21 protein-coding genes are annotated in these 22,208 nt (G+C 68.3%); 8 read left to right on the top strand and 13 right to left on the bottom strand.

The genetic code is table 11. The annotated features are described in order from the left end of the window. Nucleotides 1–87: 87 nt before the first annotated feature. From KIP89_RS08285 to KIP89_RS08250, 8 genes are all read right to left on the bottom strand, one after another. Nucleotides 88–606, bottom strand: coding sequence for a macro domain-containing protein (locus KIP89_RS08285; RefSeq protein ID WP_213754909.1), 519 nt, complete (start codon nucleotides 604–606; stop codon nucleotides 88–90). 115 nt (nucleotides 607–721) lie between these two features. Beyond that, nucleotides 722–1,246 carry a DedA family protein gene (locus KIP89_RS08280; RefSeq protein ID WP_213754908.1) on the bottom strand — a complete coding sequence of 175 codons (525 nt, stop codon included), beginning with the start codon at nucleotides 1,244–1,246 and terminating at the stop codon, nucleotides 722–724. Between the two features lie 7 nt (nucleotides 1,247–1,253). Next, complete coding sequence (locus KIP89_RS08275) at nucleotides 1,254–2,537, bottom strand: NAD(P)/FAD-dependent oxidoreductase (protein WP_213754907.1); 1,284 nt, start codon at nucleotides 2,535–2,537, stop codon at nucleotides 1,254–1,256. Between the two features lie 23 nt (nucleotides 2,538–2,560). Further along, nucleotides 2,561–4,417 (bottom strand): DNA mismatch repair endonuclease MutL, encoded by a 1,857-nt coding sequence (gene mutL / locus KIP89_RS08270; protein ID WP_213754906.1) that lies wholly within the window; start codon nucleotides 4,415–4,417, stop codon nucleotides 2,561–2,563. A gap of 69 nt (nucleotides 4,418–4,486) precedes the next feature. After that, nucleotides 4,487–4,882: a VOC family protein gene (locus KIP89_RS08265; protein WP_213754905.1), complete on the bottom strand. Its 396-nt coding sequence runs from the start codon at nucleotides 4,880–4,882 to the stop codon at nucleotides 4,487–4,489. Nucleotides 4,883–4,889: 7 nt separating this feature from the next. Then, nucleotides 4,890–5,708: an ABC transporter permease subunit gene (locus KIP89_RS08260; RefSeq protein ID WP_213754904.1), complete on the bottom strand. Its 819-nt coding sequence runs from the start codon at nucleotides 5,706–5,708 to the stop codon at nucleotides 4,890–4,892. Next, nucleotides 5,708–6,613 (bottom strand): ABC transporter permease subunit, encoded by a 906-nt coding sequence (locus KIP89_RS08255; RefSeq protein WP_213754903.1) that lies wholly within the window; start codon nucleotides 6,611–6,613, stop codon nucleotides 5,708–5,710. Before KIP89_RS08255 ends, KIP89_RS08260 begins: the two co-directional genes overlap by 1 nt. An 11-nt stretch (nucleotides 6,614–6,624) precedes the next feature. Next, nucleotides 6,625–7,800: an ABC transporter ATP-binding protein gene (locus tag KIP89_RS08250; RefSeq protein ID WP_213754902.1), complete on the bottom strand. Its 1,176-nt coding sequence runs from the start codon at nucleotides 7,798–7,800 to the stop codon at nucleotides 6,625–6,627. A gap of 202 nt (nucleotides 7,801–8,002) precedes the next feature. Between KIP89_RS08250 and KIP89_RS08245 the strand changes: the two genes are divergently transcribed. Beyond that, a complete protein-coding gene (locus KIP89_RS08245; RefSeq protein ID WP_213754901.1) occupies nucleotides 8,003–9,403 on the top strand; it encodes a glutamine synthetase family protein in 1,401 nt (466 codons plus the stop codon). A gap of 180 nt (nucleotides 9,404–9,583) precedes the next feature. On the opposite strand, the gene KIP89_RS08240 is transcribed toward KIP89_RS08245, so the two are convergent. Both KIP89_RS08240 and KIP89_RS08235 read right to left on the bottom strand, forming a co-directional pair. Next, on the bottom strand, nucleotides 9,584–10,645 hold the full coding sequence (locus tag KIP89_RS08240) for an LLM class flavin-dependent oxidoreductase (RefSeq protein WP_213754900.1): 1,062 nt from the start codon (nucleotides 10,643–10,645) through the stop codon (nucleotides 9,584–9,586). Between the two features lie 216 nt (nucleotides 10,646–10,861). Continuing rightward, on the bottom strand, nucleotides 10,862–11,209 hold the full coding sequence (locus KIP89_RS08235) for a DUF1127 domain-containing protein (RefSeq protein ID WP_213754899.1): 348 nt from the start codon (nucleotides 11,207–11,209) through the stop codon (nucleotides 10,862–10,864). Nucleotides 11,210–11,405: 196 nt separating this feature from the next. On the opposite strand from KIP89_RS08235, the gene KIP89_RS08230 reads away from it, so the two are divergent. Next, a complete protein-coding gene (locus KIP89_RS08230) occupies nucleotides 11,406–12,290 on the top strand; it encodes a LysR substrate-binding domain-containing protein (RefSeq protein ID WP_213754898.1) in 885 nt (294 codons plus the stop codon). A gap of 481 nt (nucleotides 12,291–12,771) precedes the next feature. Here the strand turns inward: KIP89_RS08230 and KIP89_RS08225 are convergent, their stop codons facing one another. From KIP89_RS08225 to KIP89_RS08215, 3 genes are all read right to left on the bottom strand, one after another. Then, nucleotides 12,772–14,142 carry a glutamate--cysteine ligase gene (locus tag KIP89_RS08225; protein WP_213754897.1) on the bottom strand — a complete coding sequence of 457 codons (1,371 nt, stop codon included), beginning with the start codon at nucleotides 14,140–14,142 and terminating at the stop codon, nucleotides 12,772–12,774. 220 nt (nucleotides 14,143–14,362) lie between these two features. Then, nucleotides 14,363–15,484, bottom strand: a complete 1,122-nt coding sequence (locus KIP89_RS08220; protein WP_213754896.1) for a carboxylate-amine ligase — start codon at nucleotides 15,482–15,484, stop codon at nucleotides 14,363–14,365. A 363-nt stretch (nucleotides 15,485–15,847) separates the two neighbouring features. After that, a complete protein-coding gene (locus tag KIP89_RS08215) occupies nucleotides 15,848–16,621 on the bottom strand; it encodes a 16S rRNA (uracil(1498)-N(3))-methyltransferase (protein ID WP_213754895.1) in 774 nt (257 codons plus the stop codon). A gap of 160 nt (nucleotides 16,622–16,781) precedes the next feature. Between KIP89_RS08215 and KIP89_RS08210 the strand changes: the two genes are divergently transcribed. The 6 genes from KIP89_RS08210 (at nucleotide 16,782) to lptB (ending at nucleotide 22,168) form a co-directional block, all read left to right on the top strand. Further along, nucleotides 16,782–17,585 carry a hypothetical protein gene (locus KIP89_RS08210; RefSeq protein WP_250152280.1) on the top strand — a complete coding sequence of 268 codons (804 nt, stop codon included), beginning with the start codon at nucleotides 16,782–16,784 and terminating at the stop codon, nucleotides 17,583–17,585. Between the two features lie 8 nt (nucleotides 17,586–17,593). Continuing rightward, nucleotides 17,594–18,547, top strand: a complete 954-nt coding sequence (gene ubiA / locus KIP89_RS08205; protein WP_213754894.1) for a 4-hydroxybenzoate octaprenyltransferase — start codon at nucleotides 17,594–17,596, stop codon at nucleotides 18,545–18,547. Between the two features lie 85 nt (nucleotides 18,548–18,632). After that, complete coding sequence (locus KIP89_RS08200; RefSeq protein ID WP_213754893.1) at nucleotides 18,633–19,265, top strand: ribonuclease D; 633 nt, start codon at nucleotides 18,633–18,635, stop codon at nucleotides 19,263–19,265. A gap of 189 nt (nucleotides 19,266–19,454) precedes the next feature. After that, nucleotides 19,455–20,303 (top strand): LPS export ABC transporter periplasmic protein LptC, encoded by an 849-nt coding sequence (lptC, locus tag KIP89_RS08195; RefSeq protein WP_369807081.1) that lies wholly within the window; start codon nucleotides 19,455–19,457, stop codon nucleotides 20,301–20,303. Between the two features lie 71 nt (nucleotides 20,304–20,374). Continuing rightward, the gene (locus tag KIP89_RS08190) at nucleotides 20,375–21,073 is read left to right on the top strand and encodes an LptA/OstA family protein (protein ID WP_250152279.1); all 699 of its coding nucleotides are present in this window, start codon (nucleotides 20,375–20,377) and stop codon (nucleotides 21,071–21,073) included. Nucleotides 21,074–21,196: 123 nt separating this feature from the next. After that, entirely contained in the window at nucleotides 21,197–22,168 is a 972-nt protein-coding gene (gene lptB, locus KIP89_RS08185; RefSeq protein ID WP_369807080.1) for an LPS export ABC transporter ATP-binding protein, read from the top strand. Nucleotides 22,169–22,208: the final 40 nt, after the last annotated feature.

Raw genomic sequence — 22,208 nt, 5'->3', positions numbered from 1 at the left:
TCATGGATGCCCGGGCCGGGCCCGGGCATGACGGGGAGGGGGGCTCCGACCGCGCCGGCCGCCGGCCGCCAACGCCCCCGCGCGCCCTCACGCCGCGGCGGGCAGGCCGGGCTCGGCGGCTTTCTGGTCCTTGTGATAGACCGTGTAGACATAGACGGGGATGTCGAGCGCGCCGAGATGGCGTTCCACCAGCGGCTTCACATCCGCCCAGTCGAGCCCGCCGACGCCGGTGGCGAGGCGGGGCAAAGCCAGGCTGGTGATCTTCTCCTCCTGCGCGTAGCGGGCGAGTGCCTTGAGTGCATGGCCGACATTCTCCAGCGTCGCCTTGCCCGGCCGCTCGGTGGCGTTCTCCGCCGCCTCCTGCGTCAGCAGATTGACGATGCGCACCGAGCCGGTTTCCCCGGCGCCGGCCCAGACCCAGATGCCGCCGGCCTTGGGGTGGTTGACCCGGCACTCATGGCGGAAATCCTTGGCGAGCGAGGGGTAACGCTCGCGCAGCGCCAGTGCCAGCCCGGTGTCGAAATGGTCGCCGGGGGCCACGCCATGGGCGATCACCTGCGCCTCGCTCATGAGGATGTCGCCCGCCACATCGTGAATCATCGCCATCGAATCCTCCAGAACCTTGCTTGGTCTTGGCGCCATGTGTGTCTTGGCGCCATGTGTCGAGGAAGGGCGGGCGGGCGTCGTTGAGATTTCGCAACCCTGAGGGGTAGCCCCTACACTACCAGCCGAGCGCCTTCACCGCCGCTGCGCCGGGGCCGAGCAGCAGCAGCGCCCAGGCCATGGCGGAGGTGATGTTGACCATCTGGAACAGGATATGCGGCATGGCGAACATGCCGGCGATGAGCGGCACGAAGGCCCGCAGCGGCCCGGAAAACCGGCCGAAGAACACGCTCCAGGTGCCGAAGCGGTGGAAGAACCGTTCGCCGCGCGCGATCGCCTCGGGAAAGCGGCTGAGCGGCCAACGCTCGCGCGCGCTGCCCTTGAGGTGGAAGCCGACCCAGTAGGACACGGTATCGCCCAGCGCGGCGCCCGCCGCCGTTGCCGCCCAGACCGGGAACAGCGGCACCCCGCCGGCGGCGATGAGCGGCCCGAGCCCGAGCAGCACGAAGGTGGCGGGCACGACCAGCGAGACCACGGCGAGCGATTCGCAGAAGGCGAGGGCGAAGGCGACATAGGGCGCGTAATGGGCGTGCGCCTGGACGAAGCTCAGCGCCTCGCGGGCATAGGCGTGCAGATCGAGCACCGCGTCCTCACAGCCGGTCGCGCAGGGCGAAATAGCTCATGCCGGCGACCAGCAGCGGCCAGCGCATCACCGGCCCGCCGGGGAAGGGCGGCACCGGCAGGCCGGCGAGTAGATCGAACGCGCCGAGCTGGCCCTGCACCGCCTGCGCCAGCAGCTTGCCGAAATAGGGGGCCAGCATGACGCCTTGCCCGGAATAGCCGGCCGCCGTCAGCACGCGGGGGGACAGGCGGCGCACGAAGGGCATGCGGCTCATGGTGATGCCGAGCAGCCCGCCCCAGCCATAATCGATCCGCACATCGGCCAGTTGCGGGAAGATCTTCAGCATATAGGGCCGGACAAACGCGCCGGGGTCCGGGCGCAGGCGCCGCGTATAGCTCTCCCCGCCGCCGAACAGCAGCCGTCCATCGGCCGAGAGCCGGTAATAGTTCACGACGAAACGGCTGTCCGCCACCGCCGCGTCATTGGCGATGATGTCGCGGGCGCGCGCCCCGAGCGGCTGCGTCGCGGCGATGTAGTTGGCGATCGGCATGACGTAATTGTCGACCCGCCGGTCGAGCCCGTCTTGCAGGCCGTCGCCGCATTCCAGCACGAAATCGGCCTCCACCACGCCGCCGGCGGTGGTTGCCCGCGCCTTGGCGCCGCTCTCGTCGATGCCGAGCGCGCGGGACTGCTCGAACAGCCGGGCGCCGGCCTTGCTGGCGGCGCGGGCGAGGCCCAGCGCGAGGTTGAGCGGGTGCAGATGCCCGCCGCCATGGTCGATCATGCCGCCATGATAGGCGTCGGAGCCGACCAGGGCGCGCAGCTCCTCGCGCGAGAGCGGGGCGGCCTGCGGGTAGTCATAGACCTCGTTCAGCTTGCGCGCATAGGCGTGGCTGTGCGCGACATAGCCGGGCTTGTGGTCGGCGACGATGAGGCCGGGGCGCACGTCGCAATCGATGGCGTGCCGCTCGATCAGCGCGTGGAGCAGCGCCTTGGCGTCTTCCGCGAGGCGCCACAGCGCCTTGGCATCGTCGATCCCGACCTGCGCCTCCAGCCAGTCCTGATCCCGCCGCTGGCCGGAATGGATCTGCCCGCCATTGCGGCCGGAGGCGCCGGAGCCGAGGCGCGCGGCTTCCAGCAGCACCACGTCCAGCCCGGCCTCGGCCAGATGCAGCGCGGCGGACAGGCCGGTATAGCCGCCGCCAATGACGCAGACATCGGCGCGCACAGTGCCGGCGAGGGCGGGGAAGGGGGAGAGATGGCGCGCCGTCGCGGCGTACCAGCTCTTGGGATGATCGGTGTCAAACGCCATTATGCCGGCACCATAGACCGGCCTCAGCGCCGCGCGAAGAGGCGTTCGATGTCGGCGAGCGCCAGCGTGACGAAGGTTGGACGTCCGTGGTTGCACTGGGCGGCGTTGGGGGTCTGTTCCATCTCGCGCAGCAGCGCGTTCATTTCCTCGACGCGCAGCCTGCGGCCGGCCCGCACCGAGCCGTGGCAGGCCATGGTGGCGGCGACATGCAGCAGGCGCCGCTCCAGCGGCAGCGCATCGTCCCATTCCGCCGCGTGCTCGGCCAGTTCGCGCACCAGCGCCGGCACATCGGCATCACCGAGCAGCGCCGGCACCTCCCGCACCAGCAGCGCGCCCGGCCCGAACGCCTCCAGCACCAGGCCGAGCTTTTCCAGCGCCTGCGCGCGCTCGGCAAGGCGCGCCGCGTCGGACGGGTCGAGATCGACCACCAGCGGCACCAGCAGCATCTGCCGATTGAGCCCGTCGCGCTCCATGGCGGCTTTCAGCCGCTCATAGACGATGCGCTCATGGGCGGCGTGCTGGTCCACCACCACCACCCCGTCGCTGGTCTGGGCGATGATGTAGGTCTCGTGCAACTGCGCCCGCGCCGCGCCGAGCGGGCGTTCCATCAGATCCGGCGCCGCGGGCAGGTGTGCCGCCCGCGCATCGGCCTGCGGCGCCAGATCAAGGGCGAGAGCCCCACTCTGCCCGCCGGGGGCACCGAAATCGAAGCGCGCGGGGGACTCATTGAAGCCGTCTGGCGCGCTGGCCGAGGCACCCTCGGGTGCCGCCCAGGAACTCGTCCAGTTGTAATTGCCTGGCCTGGGCTGTGGCCGGTAGCCATCCATCGTCTCGGCACGGGCGAACTGCGCCAGCCGGTCGGCAGCGGTGGAGGCGGTGCGCGGCACGGCGGTGGTGAGCGCGTCCATCAGCGTGCGCACGATCAGCGCGCGGATGAGGCCGGGATCGCGGAACCGTACCTCGGTCTTGGCCGGGTGCACGTTCACATCGACCTCGCGCGGGTCGAGATCGAGGAACAGCGCCGTCACCGGGTGCCGGTCGGAGGGCAAAAGGTCGGCATAGGCCGCGCGGATGGCGCCGATCAGCACCTTGTCGCGCACCGGCCGGCCATTGACGAACAGATATTGCGACAGCGAGTTCGCCTTGGAGAAGGTCGGCAGACCGGCGAGGCCGGCAAGCCGCGCGCCTTCGCGCCGGCCGTCAATATCGAGCGCGTTCTGCCCGACCTCATGGCCGAGCACATCGGCGATGCGGGCGCGGCGGCCGCTCGCATCGGCGCTGCGGGCCGGCCAGGTGACCGGAGCCCGCTCATCGGTGACGAGGGTGAAGCCGACCTCGGGGCGGGCCAGCGCGAGGCGCCGCACCGCATCCACCGCCGCCGCCGTCTCGGCGCGTTCGGATTTCAGGAATTTCAGCCGCGCCGGGGTGGCGAAGAACAGGTCGCGCACCTCGACCCGCGTGCCGGTGCCGAGCGCGGCCGGCTTTACCGGGGATTTCACCCCGCCCTCGACGCGGATCTCATGGGCGCTGTCCGCGCCCCGCGGCCGGCTGGTGATGGCGAGCCGCGCCACCGAGCCGATCGAGGGCAGCGCCTCGCCGCGAAAGCCGAGGGTGGAGATGGCGAGCAGGTCCTCGCTGTCGAGCTTGGAGGTGGCGTGGCGCTCCACCGCGAGCGCCAGATCGTCGGCATCCATGCCGCAACCATCGTCGGTGACGCGCATCAGCCGCCGCCCGCCGCCGTCGATGACGATCTCGATGCGGGAGGCGCCGGCGTCGAGCGCGTTCTCGACGATCTCCTTCAGCGCCGCCGCCGGGCGTTCCACCACCTCGCCCGCGGCGATGCGGTCGACCAGGGTGGGCGGAAGCAGGCGCAGGGGCATGACGGAATCCGATTCGAGGCTCGGCCGAAGTCTAGCCGCAGGCCGGCGGCTGACCTAGCAGGGCCGGCCTCAAGCCACCGGATCGTGACAGCACACGCACAGCTTGTTGCCGTCGGGATCGCGGAAATAGGCGCCATAATAGTTCGCATGGTACTGCGGGCGCAGGCCGGGCAGGCCCTCGTCCGTGCCGCCGAGTTGCAGGGCGAGGGTGTGCACGCGGTCGACCATGGGGCGATCGGCCGCCAGGAACGCGGCCATCTGGCCGTTCCCCGGCGCAGCAGGGCCGCCATCATAGGGGCAGCCGATGAGAAAGAGCGGCCGCGCCACGCCGGGCTGCACCCAGCCGGCCCAGTTCTTTTCGGCCTCGGCGAATTTCATCTGCAGCCCGAGTTCCGGCAGCAAGGCCGCATAGAAGGCGTAGGCGCGGTCGAAATCGGCGATGCCGATATTGATGTGGGAGAGCATGCGTCGCTTACCCCGCCGCCGCGAGCCGCTCCGCCTTCTGACGCTCCATCTCCTGCCGCTTGGTCATGACCGAGGCGACGATGACGACCACGGTGACGATGGCGATGAGGATGGTGCAGGCGGCGTTGATTTCCGGCGTCACGCCGAGCCGCACCTGGCTGTAGATGCGCATCGGCAGCGTGGTCGCGCCCGGCCCGGTGGTGAAGCTGGCGATGACCAGATCGTCCAGCGACAAGGTGAAGGCGAGCATCCAGCCCGATACCACCGCCGGCAGGATGATCGGCAGGGTGATGACGAAGAAGGTCTTGAAGGGCGTGCAGCCGAGATCGAGCGCGGCTTCCTCCAGCGAGCGGTCGAAGGTCACGAGCCGCGACTGCACCACCACCGAGACGAAGCACATGGTGAAGGTGATGTGCGCGAGCGTGATGGTCCAGAAGCCGCGGTCGATGTCCACCGCCACGAACAGCAGCAGCAGCGACAGGCCGGTGATCACTTCCGGCATCACCAGCGGCGCGTAGATCATGCCCGAGAACAGGGTGCGCCCGTAGAAGCGGCCATAGCGGGTGAGCGCGATGGCGCCGAGCGTGCCGAGCACGGTCGCCACCGAGGCGGTGATGAAGGCGACGCGCAGCGTCACCCAGGCGGCGTCGAGCAGCTGCTGGTTCTGGAACAGCTGGACATACCAGTGGGTGGAGAACCCCGCCCACACCGTGACCATGCGCGAGGCGTTGAAGGAGTAGATCACCAGCAGCAGGATCGGCAGATAGAGAAAGGTGAAGCCGAGCACGATCGAGGTGACGTTGAACCAGGAGAGGCCCTTTCTCATCAACGTTTCTCCATCTCGCGGGCCTGGACGTTCTGGTAGAAGACGATCGGAATCACCAGCACCATCAGCAGCAGCACCGCCACCGCCGACGACACGGTCCAGGAGCGGTTCACCGCGAATTCGGTCCACAGCACCTTGCCGATCATCAGCGTGTCGGAACCGCCGAGCAGGTCGGGAATGACGAATTCGCCCACCGCCGGGATGAAGCAGAGCAGGCAGCCGGCGAACACGCCGGGCAGGGAGAGCGGCCAGGTGATCTTCCAGAAGGCGGCGAAGGGCGGGCAGCCCAGATCCGCGGCGGCTTCCAGCAGCGTCTCGTCCATCTTCTCCAGCGCCGAATAGAGCGGCAGGATCATGAAGGGCAGGTAGGAATAGACGATGCCGATATAGACCGCCGTGTCGGTGGCGAGGATCTGCAGCGGCTGGTCGATCACCCCGAGCCCGAACAGGAACTGGTTGAGCAGCCCCTCCGGCGACAGAATGCCGATCCACGCATAGACGCGGATCAGGAACGAGGTCCAGAAGGGCAGGATCACCAGCATCAGCAGGGTTGGGCGGATCGATTTCGGCGCCCGCGCCATGGCGTAGGCGATCGGGTAGCCGACCATCAGCAGCAGCACGGTCGAGACGCCGGCGATCCACAGGCTGGAGCCATAGGCCTCGATGAAGTCATTGTCCCAGCTCAGGACGTAGCCGTAATTCTCGAAAGAAAGCTCGGCGAAGTTCTCCTTGAAGGCCTCCCAGCCGGCGGCGAGGTCGAAGGTCGGCACATAGGGCGGCTGGGCGATCGCGTCCTGCGAGAGGCTGATCTTGAAGACGATCAGGAACGGGACGAGGAACAGCGCGAAAAGCCAGAGATAGGGAATGGCGAGGACCAGCCAGCGCCCTTTCGCCTTGTCTGCCATGGGGGTCCCCTTCAGCTCTTCAGAACCACGCCGGCATCCGGCGCGAAGGAGACATAGACCTTGTCTTCCCAGGTGATGGGACGCTCGACCATGCGGGTCAGGTTCGGCTTGGCGGCCTTGATGCGCTGACCATTGGCCAGTTCCACATGGTAGATCGACAGGTCGCCGAGATAGCCGATGTCCCAGATCGTGCCGGTGAGGCAGTTCACGGTGGGGTCGGCCGGCGGATCGAGTTCGACCCGCAGCTTCTCCGGCCGGAACGCCAGCGCCACCGTGTCGCCGACCTGGGTCTCGCAGTCCTGCGCCACGCGGAAGCTCATGCCGGGCGCGGCCTCGGCGCGCAGCGTCACCAGGCCGGGCACTTTGGCCTCGATGACGGCGTCGAGAATGTTCACGTCGCCGACGAACTCGGCGACGTAGCGCGAGGCGGGCTGCTCATAGATCACCGCCGGCGGCGAAACCTGCACCAGCTTGCCATGGTTCATCACCGCGATGCGGTCGGCCACGGTCATCGCCTCTTCCTGATCGTGGGTCACGATCAGGAAGGTCATGCCGAGCTCCATCTGGATGTCCATGAGCTCGAACTGGGTCTCCTCGCGCAGCTTCTTGTCGAGCGCGCCGAGCGGCTCGTCGAGCAGCAGCACCTTGGGGCGCTTGGCCAGCGAGCGGGCGAGCGCCACGCGCTGGCGCTGGCCGCCGGAAAGCTGGTGCGGCTTGCGCTTGGCGAACTGGCTGAGCTTCACCAGCTTCAGCATCTCCTCGACGCGGTTGGCCACCGCGTCCTTGTCCATGCGGTCCTGCCGCAGGCCGAAGGCGATGTTGTCCCACACGCTCATGTGCGGGAACAGCGCGTAGGACTGGAACATCATGTTGGTCTGCCGCTTGTAGGGCGGCGTGCCGACGAGATCCTGCCCGGCCAGCGTGATCTGGCCGCTGGTCGGCTCCTCGAAGCCGGCGAGCATGCGCATCAGCGTGGTCTTGCCGCAGCCGGACGGCCCGAGCAGGGCGAAGAACTCGCGCTCGTAAATATCGAGCGAGAGATTGTCGATCGCCACGAACTCGCCGAATCGCTTGGTGACGTTCTGGTAGCGGATGAGCGGGGTTGCCTGGGGATCGGTCCAGGGGGCGAATTTGCGTCGGATGCCCCCGATGGTCTTCTGCGTCTTGTCGGCGACGCCTGTGCTCATGCTTGGCCCCGTTGTCCCCGCCGGTATGACCCGGCCCTGATGCGACGCTATCCGGCTTCGGGCGGCGGCTCAACGGCACAATGCGAACAATTTTACCATGCCCGCAAATGAGCAGTGCGCTTCATCGCGCGCCCCGCCTTGACGGCCATCGGGAGGGCGTGGTTGCCTCTTTGCGCGCAGAAAGCGCATCAGGATGGGTATTATGGCCAAGAAGAAGCGTCCCGAAAGCGACGCTGTGACGTCCACCCGCGGCGTGTCCTCGATCGAGGAGGCAAAAGCCTGGATGGGTGCCCGCGGCATCACCGAAATCGAATGCGCGGTGCCAGACCTTGCCGGCGTCGGTCGCGGCAAGATCATGCCGGTGTCGAAGTTCCTCTCCAGCCCGGTGATGAACCTCCCGCTCTCGGTGTTTTTCCAGACCATTTCGGGCGACTATCCGCCCTATGACAATCTCGTGGATTCCGTGGTGGTCGACAGCGACCTCGTCATGGAGCCGGATTTCTCGACGCTGGCGATCGTGCCCTGGGCGACCGATCCGACCGCGCAGATCATCCACGACGCCTATCACCGCGACGGACGCCCGGTGGAACTGGCGCCGCGCCAGGTGCTGAAGAACGTCGTCGAGCTCTACGCCAAGAAGGGCTGGAAGGCCGTCGTGGCGCCGGAGATCGAGTTCTATCTGGTCGAGCCCAATGTCGACGCGGACTATCCGCTGAAGCCGCCGATCGGCCGCTCCGGCCGGCCCGAGATCGGCCGCCAGTCCTATTCGATCCAGGCGGTCAACGAATTCGACGCCCTGTTCGAGGACATGTACGACTATTCCGAGGCGCAGGGCCTGGAGATCGACACGCTGATCCATGAGGACGGCGCGGCGCAGATGGAGATCAACCTGCTGCATGGCGATCCGATCGCCCTGGCCGATCAGGTGTTCCTGTTCAAGCGCACGATCCGCGAGGCGGCACTGGCCCACAAGATCTACGCCACCTTCATGGCCAAGCCGATCGCCGACGAGCCCGGCTCGGCGATGCATATCCACCAGTCGATCGTGGATGCGCAGACCGGCAAGAACATCTTCTCCGACAAGGATGGCGATCCGACGCCGGAATTCTTCTCCTTCATCGCCGGCCAGCAGCGTTATTTGCCGGCGGTGATGTCGATCCTCGCGCCTTACGTGAATTCCTACCGCCGGCTGACGCGCGATTCGATGGCGCCGATCAACGTGCAGTGGGGCTATGACAACCGCACCGCCGGGCTGCGCGTGCCGCCGTCCACGCCGGCCGCGCGGCGCGTCGAGAACCGGGTGCCGTCCTCGGACGCCAACCCCTATCTCGTCATCGCCGCCTCGCTGGCCTGCGGTTATCTCGGTCTCGTCGAGGGCCTGCGCCCGACCGAGCCGCTGGAGGCGGACGCCAAGGGGCTCGATTTCGAACTGCCGCGCGGCCTGCTCGAGGCGGTGGCGGCGCTGCAGCATTCCGAGGAGATCGCCACCGTGCTCGGGCCATCCTTCGTGAAGACCTACACGGCGGTGAAGCAGACCGAGTTCGACACCTTCATGCGGGTCATCTCGCCCTGGGAGCGGGAATATCTGCTGCTGAACGTGTGAGGCAACGCCCTTCCCCGCCGGGGAGGGGCGCAGTTCCTATAAGGCCGTCATCCCCACGCTCGTCGTCATGCCCGGGCTTGGCCCGGGCATCCATGCCTTTGACGGTTGAGCCGGGTGGCGAGGTAAGTCGTGGATCCCCGGATCAAGTCCGGGGATGACGGCCCCAGTTGGCGAGAGCCCTCACGCCTCCACCGTCTCCTGCGCCAGCAATTCCCGCACGCGCGGGGCGACCTTGGAGCCGTAAAGCTCGATGCAGCGCATCAGCCGGTCATGCGGCAGCGGGCCGGCGCTGTATTTCAGGTCGAAGCGCGACAGGCCGAGCGTCTTCGCGGTCTTGGCGATCTTGCGGGCCACCGTCTCGGGCGAGCCGAGATAGAGCGAGCCGTGGGTGATCTCCTGCTCGAAGGCGTCGCGGCCATAGGCCGGCCAGCCGCGCTCGCGGCCGATCCGGTCATGCATCACCTTGTAGTCGGCATAGAATTCCTCGCGCGCGGCCTCGTCGGTCTCGGCGATGTAGCCATGCGAATGCACGCCGATCGGCGCCATTGTGCCGCCCACCTGCGCGATGGCGCGCTTGTAGAGGTCCACATAGGGCGCGAATCGGCCGGGATTGCCGCCGATGATGGCGAGCATCAGCGGCAGGCCGTAGCGCGCCGCGCGCACCACCGATTCCGGGCTGCCGCCGACGCCGATCCAGGTCTTCAGCGTGCCGCTCTCGGCCGGCGGAAACACGTGCTGGCCCTTCAGCGGCGGGCGGATGCTGCCCTGCCAGGTCACGCCTGCCTTGGTGCCGTTGTCCTTCAGCAGCGCGGCGAACAGGTCGAGCTTCTCCGAGAACAGTGTCTCGTAATCCTTCAGGTCGAAACCGAACAGCGGGAAGGATTCGGTGAACGAGCCGCGCCCGAGAATCACCTCGGCCCGCCCGTTCGACAGGGCGTCGACGGTGGCGAAACGCTGGAACACGCGGATCGGATCATCCGAGGACAGCACCGTCACCGCCGAGCCGAGGCGGATGCGGCGTGTCTGGGTGGCGATGCCGGCCAGCACCACTTCCGGCGCGGAGACCGCGAAATCATCGCGGTGATGTTCGCCGACACCGAAGAAGTCGAGCCCCACCTCATCGGCCAGCCGGGCTTCCGCGACCAGTTCGCGGATCACCTGCGCGTGCGGCTTGAGCGTGCCATCGGCCTCGCGCGTCACGTCGCCAAACGTGTCGAGCCCGAGTTCGAGATGCTGTGCCATGGATCCTCCGCGCGTTCGTGCCGGCGAACGGCGCCGGCTGGTGTCCATATGGACCGCCGCGGCGCCGCGCACATCAGCCGCGCGTGCAAGGAGATGCTTGCCGCCGTGCAAAGCGGGAGGGCGCATAAAAAAAAGCCCGCTGGACGAACCAGCGGGCTCAAGTCGACGACACGAGGGGGTCGATGTCGCCGTCAATCCTGTGGACGGGCTGCACGCTCATCCGCAGGAAATGAGATCATCGCGCTCGCGCTTGGCGGCGCCGATGGAAAGATTGTCGCGTGCGGCGACGCGACGGCTGGCCCGGCGCTCGACCGAGCGGACCACGAGCACCGAGGTCGGGTCCTGCCAGAGCGGACCGGAGGCCGCATCGCGCAGATCGGCGCGCGTCAGGCCGATATCCTTGAGCATGCGGTCGTCGAACTCGCCGAGCTGCATCAGGTGACGGCGGCGCGCCAGCGCCGTGAGAAACTTGAAGCTACCCATGACGGCACCGACCAGCACGCTGGCGGCGGCGGTACCGAATGACGCGAAGGCGGACCTGCGAACTTCGCCAATATACGACATCTTCCTCTCCATCTGTCGGCCGCGCGGCGACGACGTTGGGCTGATGATCACGGGAAGGAGGCTTGCGGGCCACCCGATCTCGACGCTGTCCGTTCGCGGCAGGAGTGTTATGTCGTGGCGGGATCAATCACACTAGCGAATGTTTCTTATCTCAGATATCATTCCGATTGATGATACACCGCCCAGGGGCGCTGCCATGTCCGTGTTGCTCGACATTGATCAATTAAGAACATTCATTACAATTGCCGAAACCGGCAGTTTCACCAAAGCGGCGGATGTGGTCCACAAGACCCAGTCGGCCGTCTCCATGCAGATGAAGCGGCTGGAGGAGCGGGTCGGCAAGGCGATCTTCGCCCGTGACGGGCGCGCCTCGCGCCTCACCGACGAGGGCGAGCGGCTGCTCGATTATGCCCGCCGCATCGTCAAGCTGAACATGGAAGCGGTGGCGAGTCTGGCCTCGGCGGAGCTTTCCGGCCGCGTCCGGCTCGGCGTCCCCGATGATTACGCCGACCGCTACCTGCCGGAGATCATGGCGCGCTTTTCCGCCACCCATCCCAATGTCGAGCTGACCGTGGTCTGCGATCCCTCCAGCGATCTGGTCGACCGCATCGACACCGGCGATCTCGACCTCGCCATCATCACCGATTGCGAGACGCTGAACCGCGAGACCGAGATCATCCGGCGCGAACAGCTCCTGTGGGTCGGCTCCATGCGCCATTCCGCGCATCTCGACACGCCCGTGCCGCTGGCGCTCGGCCGGCAGAGCTGCAACTGGCGGCAGGAGGCGATTTCCATGCTTCAGGCCGCCGGCCGCGCCTTCCGCATCCTCTATACCTCGTCGAACTCGACCGCGGTGTCCGCCGCCGTGCTCTCGGGCCTCGCCATTTCCGTGCTGCCGGAATCGGGCCTGCGGCCGGGCATGCGCGTGCTCGGGCCGTCCGATGGCTTTCCCACGCTCGCGCCCTGCCGCATCGGCCTGCTGCGCAACCGGCACGAGGCCTCCCCGCTGGCCGACGCGCTGGCCAATCATATCGTGCAGGGTCTCGACAATATTTCGGAAGCCGCCATCGCGGCGGAGTGAGCGGGCGGGTTCCGTGTTATCCCGGCCGGCCGCTCCCGCGCTTGGCGGCGCGCAAGTCGTGGGGCGGAAAGCGTGGGCCGGAAAGTCGTGGATCCCCGGGTCAAGCCCGGGGATGACGGTGTGCTGGGTGGGTTAGCCCCAACACCCCCCAAAAAAGGAACGGCGGGCCCATGGCCCGCCGAGGTGAGCCGGCCGCCCGCCGGCTTGTCGAGAAGCTTCCCGGAAACCTCTCCCCTGCGCTACCGGCGAGGGCTGCCTTGCGCGTGGGATCTCCAGCTTCAACATCGTCACATGGGTGAGACCGGCCTCTCCATCCAGCGCGCGATCCTGCCGCAACAGGTCCGGGCGCCGGTCCCGATGGGAAGCCGGCGGACGATGGGGACAGATTAGGAGGCGAGCGCCCGCGCCGCCTTGATCCTGCTCAAGTCAGCAGCGGCCATGAGGGGCGCCACCCCGCATGGCGGCGCGGCCGTGCGGGCGCTCAATAGGCGCGTTCGTCGAACACCGGATCGACCGAGTGGTGCCACGGGCCCTCATAGCGGGCGAGCAGTTCCTCGGCCGGGGTGAGGCCGGTGGCGAGGCTTTCTTCCAGCGGCTGGAGGAAGCGCGTCTCGTCGCGGCCCTGGCTGTCGCGATAGTCGCGGCGGGCCAGACCCTGGCGGGCGATCGCCACCATCTCGCGCGCCACCTCCAGCACCGGGCGGCCGGCGATCTCGGCCTTGAAGCCGAGACGGGGCACCTCGTCGCGCAGCCGCTGGCGCTGCTCCGCGCTCCAGCCCTTGCAGAGCTGCCACGCCGCGTCCAGGGCGGCATTGTCGTAATAGATGCCGGTCCACAGCGCCGGCAGGGCGCACAGATTGCGCCACGGCCCGCCATCGGCGCCGCGCATTTCCAGATAACGCTTCAGCCGCACCTCGGGGAAAATGGTCGAGAGGTGGTTGGCCCAGTCCGAGACGGTCGCGCTCTCGCCCGGCACCGCCGGGTGGCGGCCGGCCAGCAGGTCGCGGAAGGAGGAGCCGGCGACATCGAGATAGGTGTCGCCGCGCTTGATGAAATACATCGGCACGTCGAGCGCGTAGTCGACATAACGCTCGAAGCCCATGCCGTCCTCGAAGGCGAAGGGCAGCATGCCCGCGCGGTTATTGTCGGTGTCGCGCCAGATTTCCGAGCGGAACGACAGGAAGCCGTTCGGCTTGCCTTCGGTAAACGGGGAATTGGCGAACAGCGCGGTTGCGATGGGTTGCAGGGCAAGCCCGACCCGCAGCTTCGTCACCATGTCGGGTTCGGAGGCGAAATCGAGATTGGCCTGCACGGTGCAGGTGCGGAACATCATGTCGAGGCCGAGCGAGCCGACCTTCGGCATGTAGTTCGCCATGATCTTGTAGCGGCCCTTGGGCATCACCGGCGTCTGCGCCCGGCTCCATTTCGGGCTCATGCCGAGGCCGAGGAAGCCGAAGCCGAGCGGCGTCGCCACGGCGCGCACCTGTTCGAGATGCGAATTCACCTCGGCGCAGGTCTCGTGAATGGTCATCAGCGGGGCGCCGGACAGCTCGAACTGCCCGCCCGGCTCCAGCGAGATCGCCCCGCCGCCAATGGTGTCGGCGAGCCCGATAATGGCCTCGCCCTCCATGATCGGCTCCCAGCCATTCAGCGCCTGCATGCCGTCGAGCAGCGCGCGGATGCCGTCCGGTCCCTCATAGGGAACCGGGTCGTGGCCGTTCAGCGTGAAGGGGAATTTCTCGTGCTCGGTGCCGACACGGAATTTCGAGGGCGACTTGCAGCCCGCTTCCAGCCAGGCGACGAGGTCGTCGCGGCTCTCGATGGGCTGGGTGTCGATCTGGTCGCGCGCCATTCAAAACTCCGGCGGGGCAGGGCAGGGTAGCAGGGCGCGCGACCATACACAGGCCGCCCCGCGACGCAAATCGCCGTAACTACCGATGGTCTCCGGGGAATGCGCTGGTGCAATGAGGCCGGGCGGGACTTCCGCGAGCGCGCGGGCTTGCGCGGGGAGTGCGGGCCGGGCGCCGGGTCGGCGGTCCGGCGCCCCATTGCATCCCTGCCGTGGCCTGCCGCTATTGCGCGGAGGCGTGGGTGAGCCAGCTCGTCACCGCCCGCAGCGCCTCGCCGCGGTTGCCGGTGCGGTGGGCGGCTTCCTGATAGACGGCGATCTGGATGTCGGCGCTGGTGCCGCCATTCAGAATGGTGCGCAGATGTTCCAGCTCCTGCCGGCTGCCCATGGCCTGCGCGTCGTCCGTCACCATGTCGATCAGCGTTTCCACCGCCTGCGCCACCGGGATCGCCTGCCGGGCGCTGCGGTCGACGAAGCTGCCATGGATGCCGTAACGCTGGGCCCGCCACTTGTTCTCCACGGCGATGGCGCGCTCGACCGCGTCGATGCCGGCATTGAGCTTGGGATTGCGCACGAGATGGCGCACCAGCGCGCGGTAGAGCGCGGCGATGGCCACCGAATCCTCCACCCGCGTGCAGCTGTCCGGCGCGCGCAGTTCCAGCGTCGGGTTCTTCTGCGAGGGACGGATGGTCCACCACACATAGCTGGAATCGCGGATGGCGCCGGCGGTCACCAGCGCGTCGATATAGTCCTGATAGTCTCGGGCGCTCTCGAACAGCTCGGGCATGCCGGTGCGCGGCAGCTCGTCATAGGCGGCGAGGCGGTAGCCCATCAGCCCGGTGCGCTTGGATTCCCAGAAGGGGGACGAAGTGGACAGAGCCACAAAGATGGGCAGGAAGGGCAGGATGCGGCGCATCACGTCGATGCGCGTCTCGGGGTCCGGCAGTTCGACATGGACATGCAGGCCGCACAGCATGTTGCGCTCGCCCAGCATCTGCAGATCGTGCATCAGCCCGTCATAACGCTGCGTCGGCGCGCGCTTGCCGTTCTGCCAGGAGGCGGTGGGATGGGTGCCGGAGGCGAAGAAGCACAGGTCGAAGCCGGCGGCGACATCGGCCAGCGTGCGGCGCATCGCGCTCAGCTCGGCGCGGGCATCGGCGGCGCTGTCATGCGGGCGGCTCATCACCTCGATCTGCGATTGCAGCATCTCGCCGGACACCCGCTCGCCCAGCGCGTCGCGCGCCTTGTCCATGAAGGCGGTCGGCATGCGTCGCAGCACGCTCTTGGTGTCGCCGTCGACGATGAAATATTCCTCCTCGATGCCGATACGGTATTCTTCTGCCATGGCGTCCGTCTCCGCGGAAAGTCAAGGATCGGGCGGGCGTGCGCAGCTTAGCCGGCGCAGAATCAATCCGCCGTAGCCCGAGCGTTAGATGGTGGAGGAGTGAGACCGGAATGTGACTGCGTTGTCTTCCGGTAAATCTCATATTTTTATTATGAAATTTCGAGGTAGAGCGGATTTATTACGCTTTACATCGGTTTATTGCACTCCAGCGCCAGACGTTAACGCGCGCAACGTACCGGGGGCGAAAGCCCTCCGGGCGGTCGGCGCGGACCTAACGCGGTCGTCGTCACCCGGTTCCGTCGTCGGCGATTCCCTCGCCGCCACGTTCCGTAATCGCCAAGTTCCGGGAAAATCGCGTGCGCTTCAGCCTGCCTGCCGCGCCTGCCGGGCCGCCTCGACAAGGGCGAGCGCGGCCACCGCCGCGGTGTCGGCGCGCAGAATGCGTGGGCCGAGCGAGAGGATGAGCGTGCCCGGCCGGGCCTGAAGCTGGCGCCGTTCCCCGGCGTCGAACCCACCCTCCGGGCCGATCAGCACGGCGAGCGGGCCGTCCACCGCGTCCTTCAGCGGGGTCAGCGGATCGGCCAGCGGCGCCGCCTCGTCGCAGAAGACGAGGGTGCGCCCGGCGTCGAGCCCGGCCAGCCAGCGGGCGAAGGGCAGGGGCTCCAGCACCTGCGGCGGCGTGAGGATGCCGCATTGCTCGGCCGCCTCGATCACGTTCGCGTGCATCCGCTCGGTATTCACCCGCGTCGCCTGGGTGTGCTTGGTCATCACCGGCTGGAGCCGGCCGGCGCCCATCTCCACCGCCTTCTGCACCATATAGTCGAGCCGGGCATGTTTGAGCGGGGCGAACACATAGTCGACATCCGCCGGGGCGGTCTGCGCCCGCAGCCGTCCCTCGCAGCGCAGCAGCGCCTCGCGCCGCCCGCCCGCCTCGCGGATCGCCCGCCATTCGCCGTCGCGGCCGTTGAACAGATGGATATGCCCGCCGACGGGAAGGCGGATCACGTCGGCGACGTAATGGGCCCGGTCGCGGTCGAGCCGCACGAGCGCATCCTCGCCGAGCGGTTCCTCGACAAAGAGGCGCTGGGCGCGGAAATCATAGGGCTGGTCGGTGTGCTCGGTGTCGGGACGGGACATGATTTGACCGTATATAGCGCACACAAGGGCACCCCGGCGACACATGACGCGCGCTGTGCTATTTCGCGCTCCGCCGTGATGTTGCCCAATCCTTGAGGCCTCTGTATCACGCTGGGTCACGAGTGGCTGTGTGACGAGTTCTGCACGAGCGGAAGGCTCCATGAGACGGTCGAATTGCGAAAAGCGCACCGCGCACCGGCTTTCCCCCGCCTCCGGGCGCGGGATGCCGAACCTGTCCGCCGCGTTTCTGGCCGGCGTCCTGCTGGCCGGCGTCTCGCTGCCGGCGGCGGCGCAGTGGATCGGCGCGCCGGGCGGTTCGGACAGCACCAGCACCGGGGATAGCGGCACCAGTTCCAGCGCCCCGCAGGCCGCCACGCCGGCGACCCCGACCATGGCCCCGGCCGCGCCGGCGCCGATGACCGCCGCCCCGGCCTCGCCGGGCTTCTCGTCTCCGGGCCTGTCGACGGACAGTTTCGGCGGCTCCCCGCTGCCGGGCAGCATGGGCATGATGCCCGGTCCCGCCACGCCGGTTCCGGCCGGTCCCAGCCCGGCCGACATGGCCGACTGCCAGACCCAGGTCACCAAGCTGCGTACCGATCTGGAAAACCGCAACGAGGCGCTGCGCAAGGCGGCCAGCAAGAAGCTGCCGCCCTCCGAGCTGTGCCCGATGTTCCGCAATTTCGTGTCCTCGCAGCAGCGTTTCTACAGTTATCTGGTCGCCAACAAGTCGAAATGCGGCGTGCCGGACGAGGCCATCAAGGGGCTGAAGGACAACGCCGGCAGCGTCACCTCGATCCGTGACAAGGTCTGTCAGGCCGCGGCCGCGCAGCAGCAGGGCGGTCCCTCCGGCCCGCCGGTGCAGGGCGCGGTCTCGCAGGGCCTCGGCCTGTCCAGCGGACTGCCCTCGACCGCGACCGCCAAGGGCGGCGTGTTCGACACGCTCGGCGGCGACGCGCTGCGCTGATCCTTGAGATGACGGTGCCCGCTCCCGGTCTCACCCCCGCCGATGCCGCCTCCGGCAATTGGGTGGACCGCCACGCGCCGTCCTTCCTGCGGCCTTTCCTGCGGCTGGCCCGCGCGGACCGGCCGATCGGCAGCTGGCTGCTGCTCATTCCCTGCTGGTGGTCGGTGGCGCTGGCGAGCGCCTTTGCCGCGCGCCACGGCCTGTCGGTCGATGCCGGACAGGCGCTGGCGCTGATGGCGCTGTTCGCGCTCGGCGCGGTCGCCATGCGCGGGGCCGGCTGCACCTGGAACGACATTCTCGACCGCGACATTGACGGGCTGGTGGAACGCACGCGCGGGCGCCCGCTGCCCTCCGGCCAGGTCACGCTCACCGGCGCCTTCGTGTTTCTCGCCCTGCAGGGGCTCGCCGGGCTGTTCGTGCTGCTCTGCCTGCCGCCCTTCGCGATTGCCGTGGCGCTGTCCTCGCTCGGCGTGGTGGCGGTCTACCCGCTGATGAAGCGGGTAATCTGGATTCCCCAGCTGGTGCTCGGCCTCGCCTTCTCCTGGGGCGCGCTGATGGGCTTTGCCGCGCTGATCGAGGCGCTGCCGCCGGCCGCGCTGCTGCTCTATGCCGGCTCGGTGCTCTGGGTGGTCGGCTATGACACGATCTATGCCCATCAGGACCGCGAGGACGACGCCATGGTCGGGGTGAAGTCCTCGGCCCGGCTGTTCGCCGGGGCGACGCGCGCCTGGCTGGTGCCGCTCTATGCCGGCGCTGCCGGCCTCATCGGCCTCGCTCTATGGCAGGCGGGGGCGGGACCGGCGGCCTATGCCGGCCTTGCCCTGTTCGCCGGCCATCTCGCCCAGCAGATCGCCCGACTCGACATTGACGACCGCGATCTGTGCCTGCGCCTGTTCCGCTCCAACCGCGATGCCGGGCTGCTGCTGTTCGCCGGTCTCGCCCTCGACGCGCTGCTCGCCTGATCGCGGGGCGGCTTCCGCCGTTGCGGTTGCTCCGCCCCGGCTGGCGATGCTAATGACGCAGCGTTCTCATGAAAGTGCTGTTCCGATGAGCATCCGCCTGCACCGCGGCGACCTGGTCGACCTGTCCCGCTACACCGCCGACGTCGCCCCCGTGGTCGCCATCGACACCGAGACGCTGGGTCTCAACCCGCATCGCGACCGGCTCTGCGTGGTCCAGCTCTCGCCGGGCGACGGCTCGGCCGATGTGGTGCAGATCCCGGCGGGCGCGGGCCCCGGCAGCGCGCCCAATCTGGAGGCGCTGCTCACCGATCCCGCCGTGACCAAGCTGTTCCATTTCGCCCGCTTCGATGTCGCGGTGCTCGGCAAGACCTTCGGCCTGACGGTGGGCCCGGTATGGTGCACCAAGATCGCCTCGCGCCTCGCCCGCACCTATACCGACCGTCATGGCCTCAAGGAGCTGACGCGCGAACTGCTCGGCATTGATCTGTCCAAGCAGCAGCAGAGCTCGGACTGGGCGGCGGAGACGCTGTCCGACGCGCAGCTCGTCTATGCCGCGTCCGACGTGCTGCATCTGCACGCCTTGCAGGCCAAGCTTGGCACCATGCTGGCGCGCGAGAACCGGCTGGGTCTGGCCGAATCCTGCTTCGGCTTCCTGCCGACCCGCGCCGCGCTGGACCTCGCCGGCTGGCCGGATGAGGACATCTTCGCGCATACGTGAGCGCGGGGGTGTCGCATGGCCGGCCTTGGCCGGCTTTTGCCGTTTTGCCGCCCGCATCCATGCCGCATTCGGCATGTTTAACGGCGTCGCTACCGCTGATGCTTGCACCGGGGGGTGGAAGTCGCCATCTTTGGCCCGGTCGGAGGGGGAGCCGGCCGCCGGGAATCACATGTACCTATGAACCGCCACGTGGAACCGCCACAGCGTCCGGGCGCGGCAGCCGATGAGCCGCGGGGGCGCTTTGCCCAGCGCGAATCGGCGCGCGACGACCAGCGCCGCTCGGATGACGATTTCCGCCGGGCCGGCCGCCACAGCCGCCGCGTCCGCCTGCTGCGCCGCGCCCTGCCGCTCGGCGTGCTGACGGCGCTCGGCCTCACGCTGGCGGTGAATTATCTCGACCCCTTCACCCTCGGGGTGGATCTGCCGTTCGATCTCGGCCGGGTCACGCTCTCCGGCACGCGGGTGATGATGGAGTTCCCGAAGCTGCACGGCTTCACGCAGGATAATCGCGGCTACAGCGTCACTGCCCAGTCCGCCTCGCAGGATCTCACCCAGCCGAACCAGATCGACCTCACCACCATCGACGCGAAGCTGGAGCTGGCCGATCAGGGCTGGGCCAATCTCGTGGCCAATACCGGCAAATACGACACCAAGACCGAGCAGATGACGCTGGGCGGCGGGATCAATTTCTCGACCTCGGCCGGCTATGGCGGCGAACTCGAAACGGTGGTGATCGACGTGAAGGGCGGAACGCTGGTCTCCGACCGCCCGGTGCAGCTCTCCTATCTCGACGGCAAGCTCACCGCCGACCGCATGGAAGTCTCGCAGAAGACCGCCCGCGCCCTGCTCACCGGCAATGTGCGGCTGAATTTCCGCATGCCGTCGAATGACGAAAAGGGCGAGAATGGCGGCGCTTCCGGCCCCGCCGCGCCCGGTTCGGCCCCCCGCGATTCCAGCGCCGATCAGGGCATGCTGGCGCCTGAACTGCGCCCGATCAGCTCCCCGCTGCTGCGCGGCAGCACGGCGGGGCTGCCGTGAGGCGTTCCGTCGTTGCCGGCCGGGGCGCGTCGCCATTGTATGCGCGGGCTTGCGCGGCTAGAGATGGAAGCATGATCGCCATGTCCGGTTCCTTCCCTCGCGCGCTCGCGCGCTCCGCCGCTGCCCTTCTCCTGCTGGCCGCCGCCACCCCGGCCGCGCTGGCGCAGTCGCGCAACGTGCCCAATGCGTTGCAGGGCTTCGCCACTAATCGCGACCAGCCGATCAGCATCGCCGCCGACAGCCTGGAAGTGCTCGACCAGACCAAGAAGGCGATCTTCTCCGGCAATGTCGTGGTCCAGCAGGGCGACACCACCATGCGTTCCAAGGAACTGGTGGTGTTCTATGACGGCAAGGGCGCCGCGCCCGCCGCTGGCGCCAAACCCGCCGCCGCCGCCGCTCCCGCCACCGGCGAGGCGCTGGCCGCCGGCAGCCCGATGAGCTCCTCCTCGATCCGCCGGCTGGAGATCAACGGCTCGGTCGTGGTGACCACCAAGGAGCAGACCGCGACCGGCGATCAGGGCGTGTTCGAGACCGCGTCCAACACCATCACCCTCTCCGGCAATCCGGTGGTGCTCTCGCAGGGGCCGAACGTCATTCGCGGCCGCCGGCTCACCGTGGACCTCGCCTCCGGCACCTCGCGCTTCGAGGGCGGGCGGGTCGAGAGCCTGATCGTGCCGAACAGCGTCAAGCAGCTCGACAATGCCGCGCCCAAGCCTGGCGCTGCGCCGAGCGGGACTACCGGCGCCAAGCCGGCTCCCAAGCCGCAATAGGCTTGACGGCCGGCGCGCGGCCGATCGCCGCGCTCTCGGCCCGGTTTTTGCATCGCGCTATTTGCCAGAGTGGCCTCAAGCGTTTATCACCTTCCTGTGGTGGGCTCACCACGGAGGGTGCGCGTGAGTTTTTTCTCGGTATTGGGCGGGCGTAACGGCAAGGCGCCGCGCAGCAAGGCGTCGCAAGCGGCGTCGGCGCGCGGCTTCGGCAGTTCCGACCGGCGCGAGGACGCATCGGGAGCACGTCAGCCCGACACCTATCACCCCGAGGAGCTTCGCCGGCCCGGCGCCGAGGGCGGCTCCTTCAGCGCCACCCCGCTCCATATCGGCGGGGATGATGGCCTCACCCCGCGCGAGGCGCCGGCCCCGCAACTCGGCGTGCTCAGCGCCGTCGGGGTCGCCAAGAGCTATGGCGGGCGCAAGGTGGTGCGCGAGGCCAGCCTGCATGTGCGGCGCGGCGAGGCGGTTGGCCTGCTCGGCCCCAACGGCGCCGGCAAGACCACGATCTTCTACATGATCACCGGGCTGGTGAAGGCCGATGCCGGCCGCATCGAGCTGGACGGGCACGACGTGACCCATCTGCCGATGTACCGCCGCGCGCGCCTCGGCGTCGGCTACCTGCCGCAGGAAGCCTCGATCTTTCGCGGCCTGTCGGTGGAGAACAATATCCGCGCCGTGCTGGAGGTGGTGGAGCCGAACCGCAAGGCCCGCGAGCGCGAGCTCGACGCGCTGCTGGAGGAGTTCCGCGTCACCCATGTGCGCAAATCGCCCGCCATCGCGCTGTCGGGCGGCGAGCGGCGACGTGTCGAGATCGCCCGCGCGCTGGCCACGCGCCCGACCTTCATGCTGCTCGACGAGCCCTTCGCCGGCATCGACCCGATCGCGGTTGGCGACATCCAGGCGCTGGTGCGCCACCTCACCAAGCGCGGCATCGGCGTGCTGATCACCGATCACAATGTGCGCGAGACGCTCGGCCTGATCGACCGTGCCTACATCATCCATTCCGGCTCGGTGCTGATGGAGGGCTCGCCCGACGAGATCGTCGCCAGCCCCGAAGTGCGCCGGCTCTATCTCGGCGAGGAGTTCCGTCTCTGACATGAACCCGCCGGTCCCGCCCGATCCCGTCCCCGATCCG

This window comes from Ancylobacter radicis (assembly GCF_018449475.1).
Taxonomy (GTDB): Bacteria; Pseudomonadota; Alphaproteobacteria; order Rhizobiales; family Xanthobacteraceae; genus Ancylobacter; species Ancylobacter radicis.
Note: the sequence above shows the minus strand (reverse complement) of the source record. Positions and strands in the feature narration are given on the sequence as shown.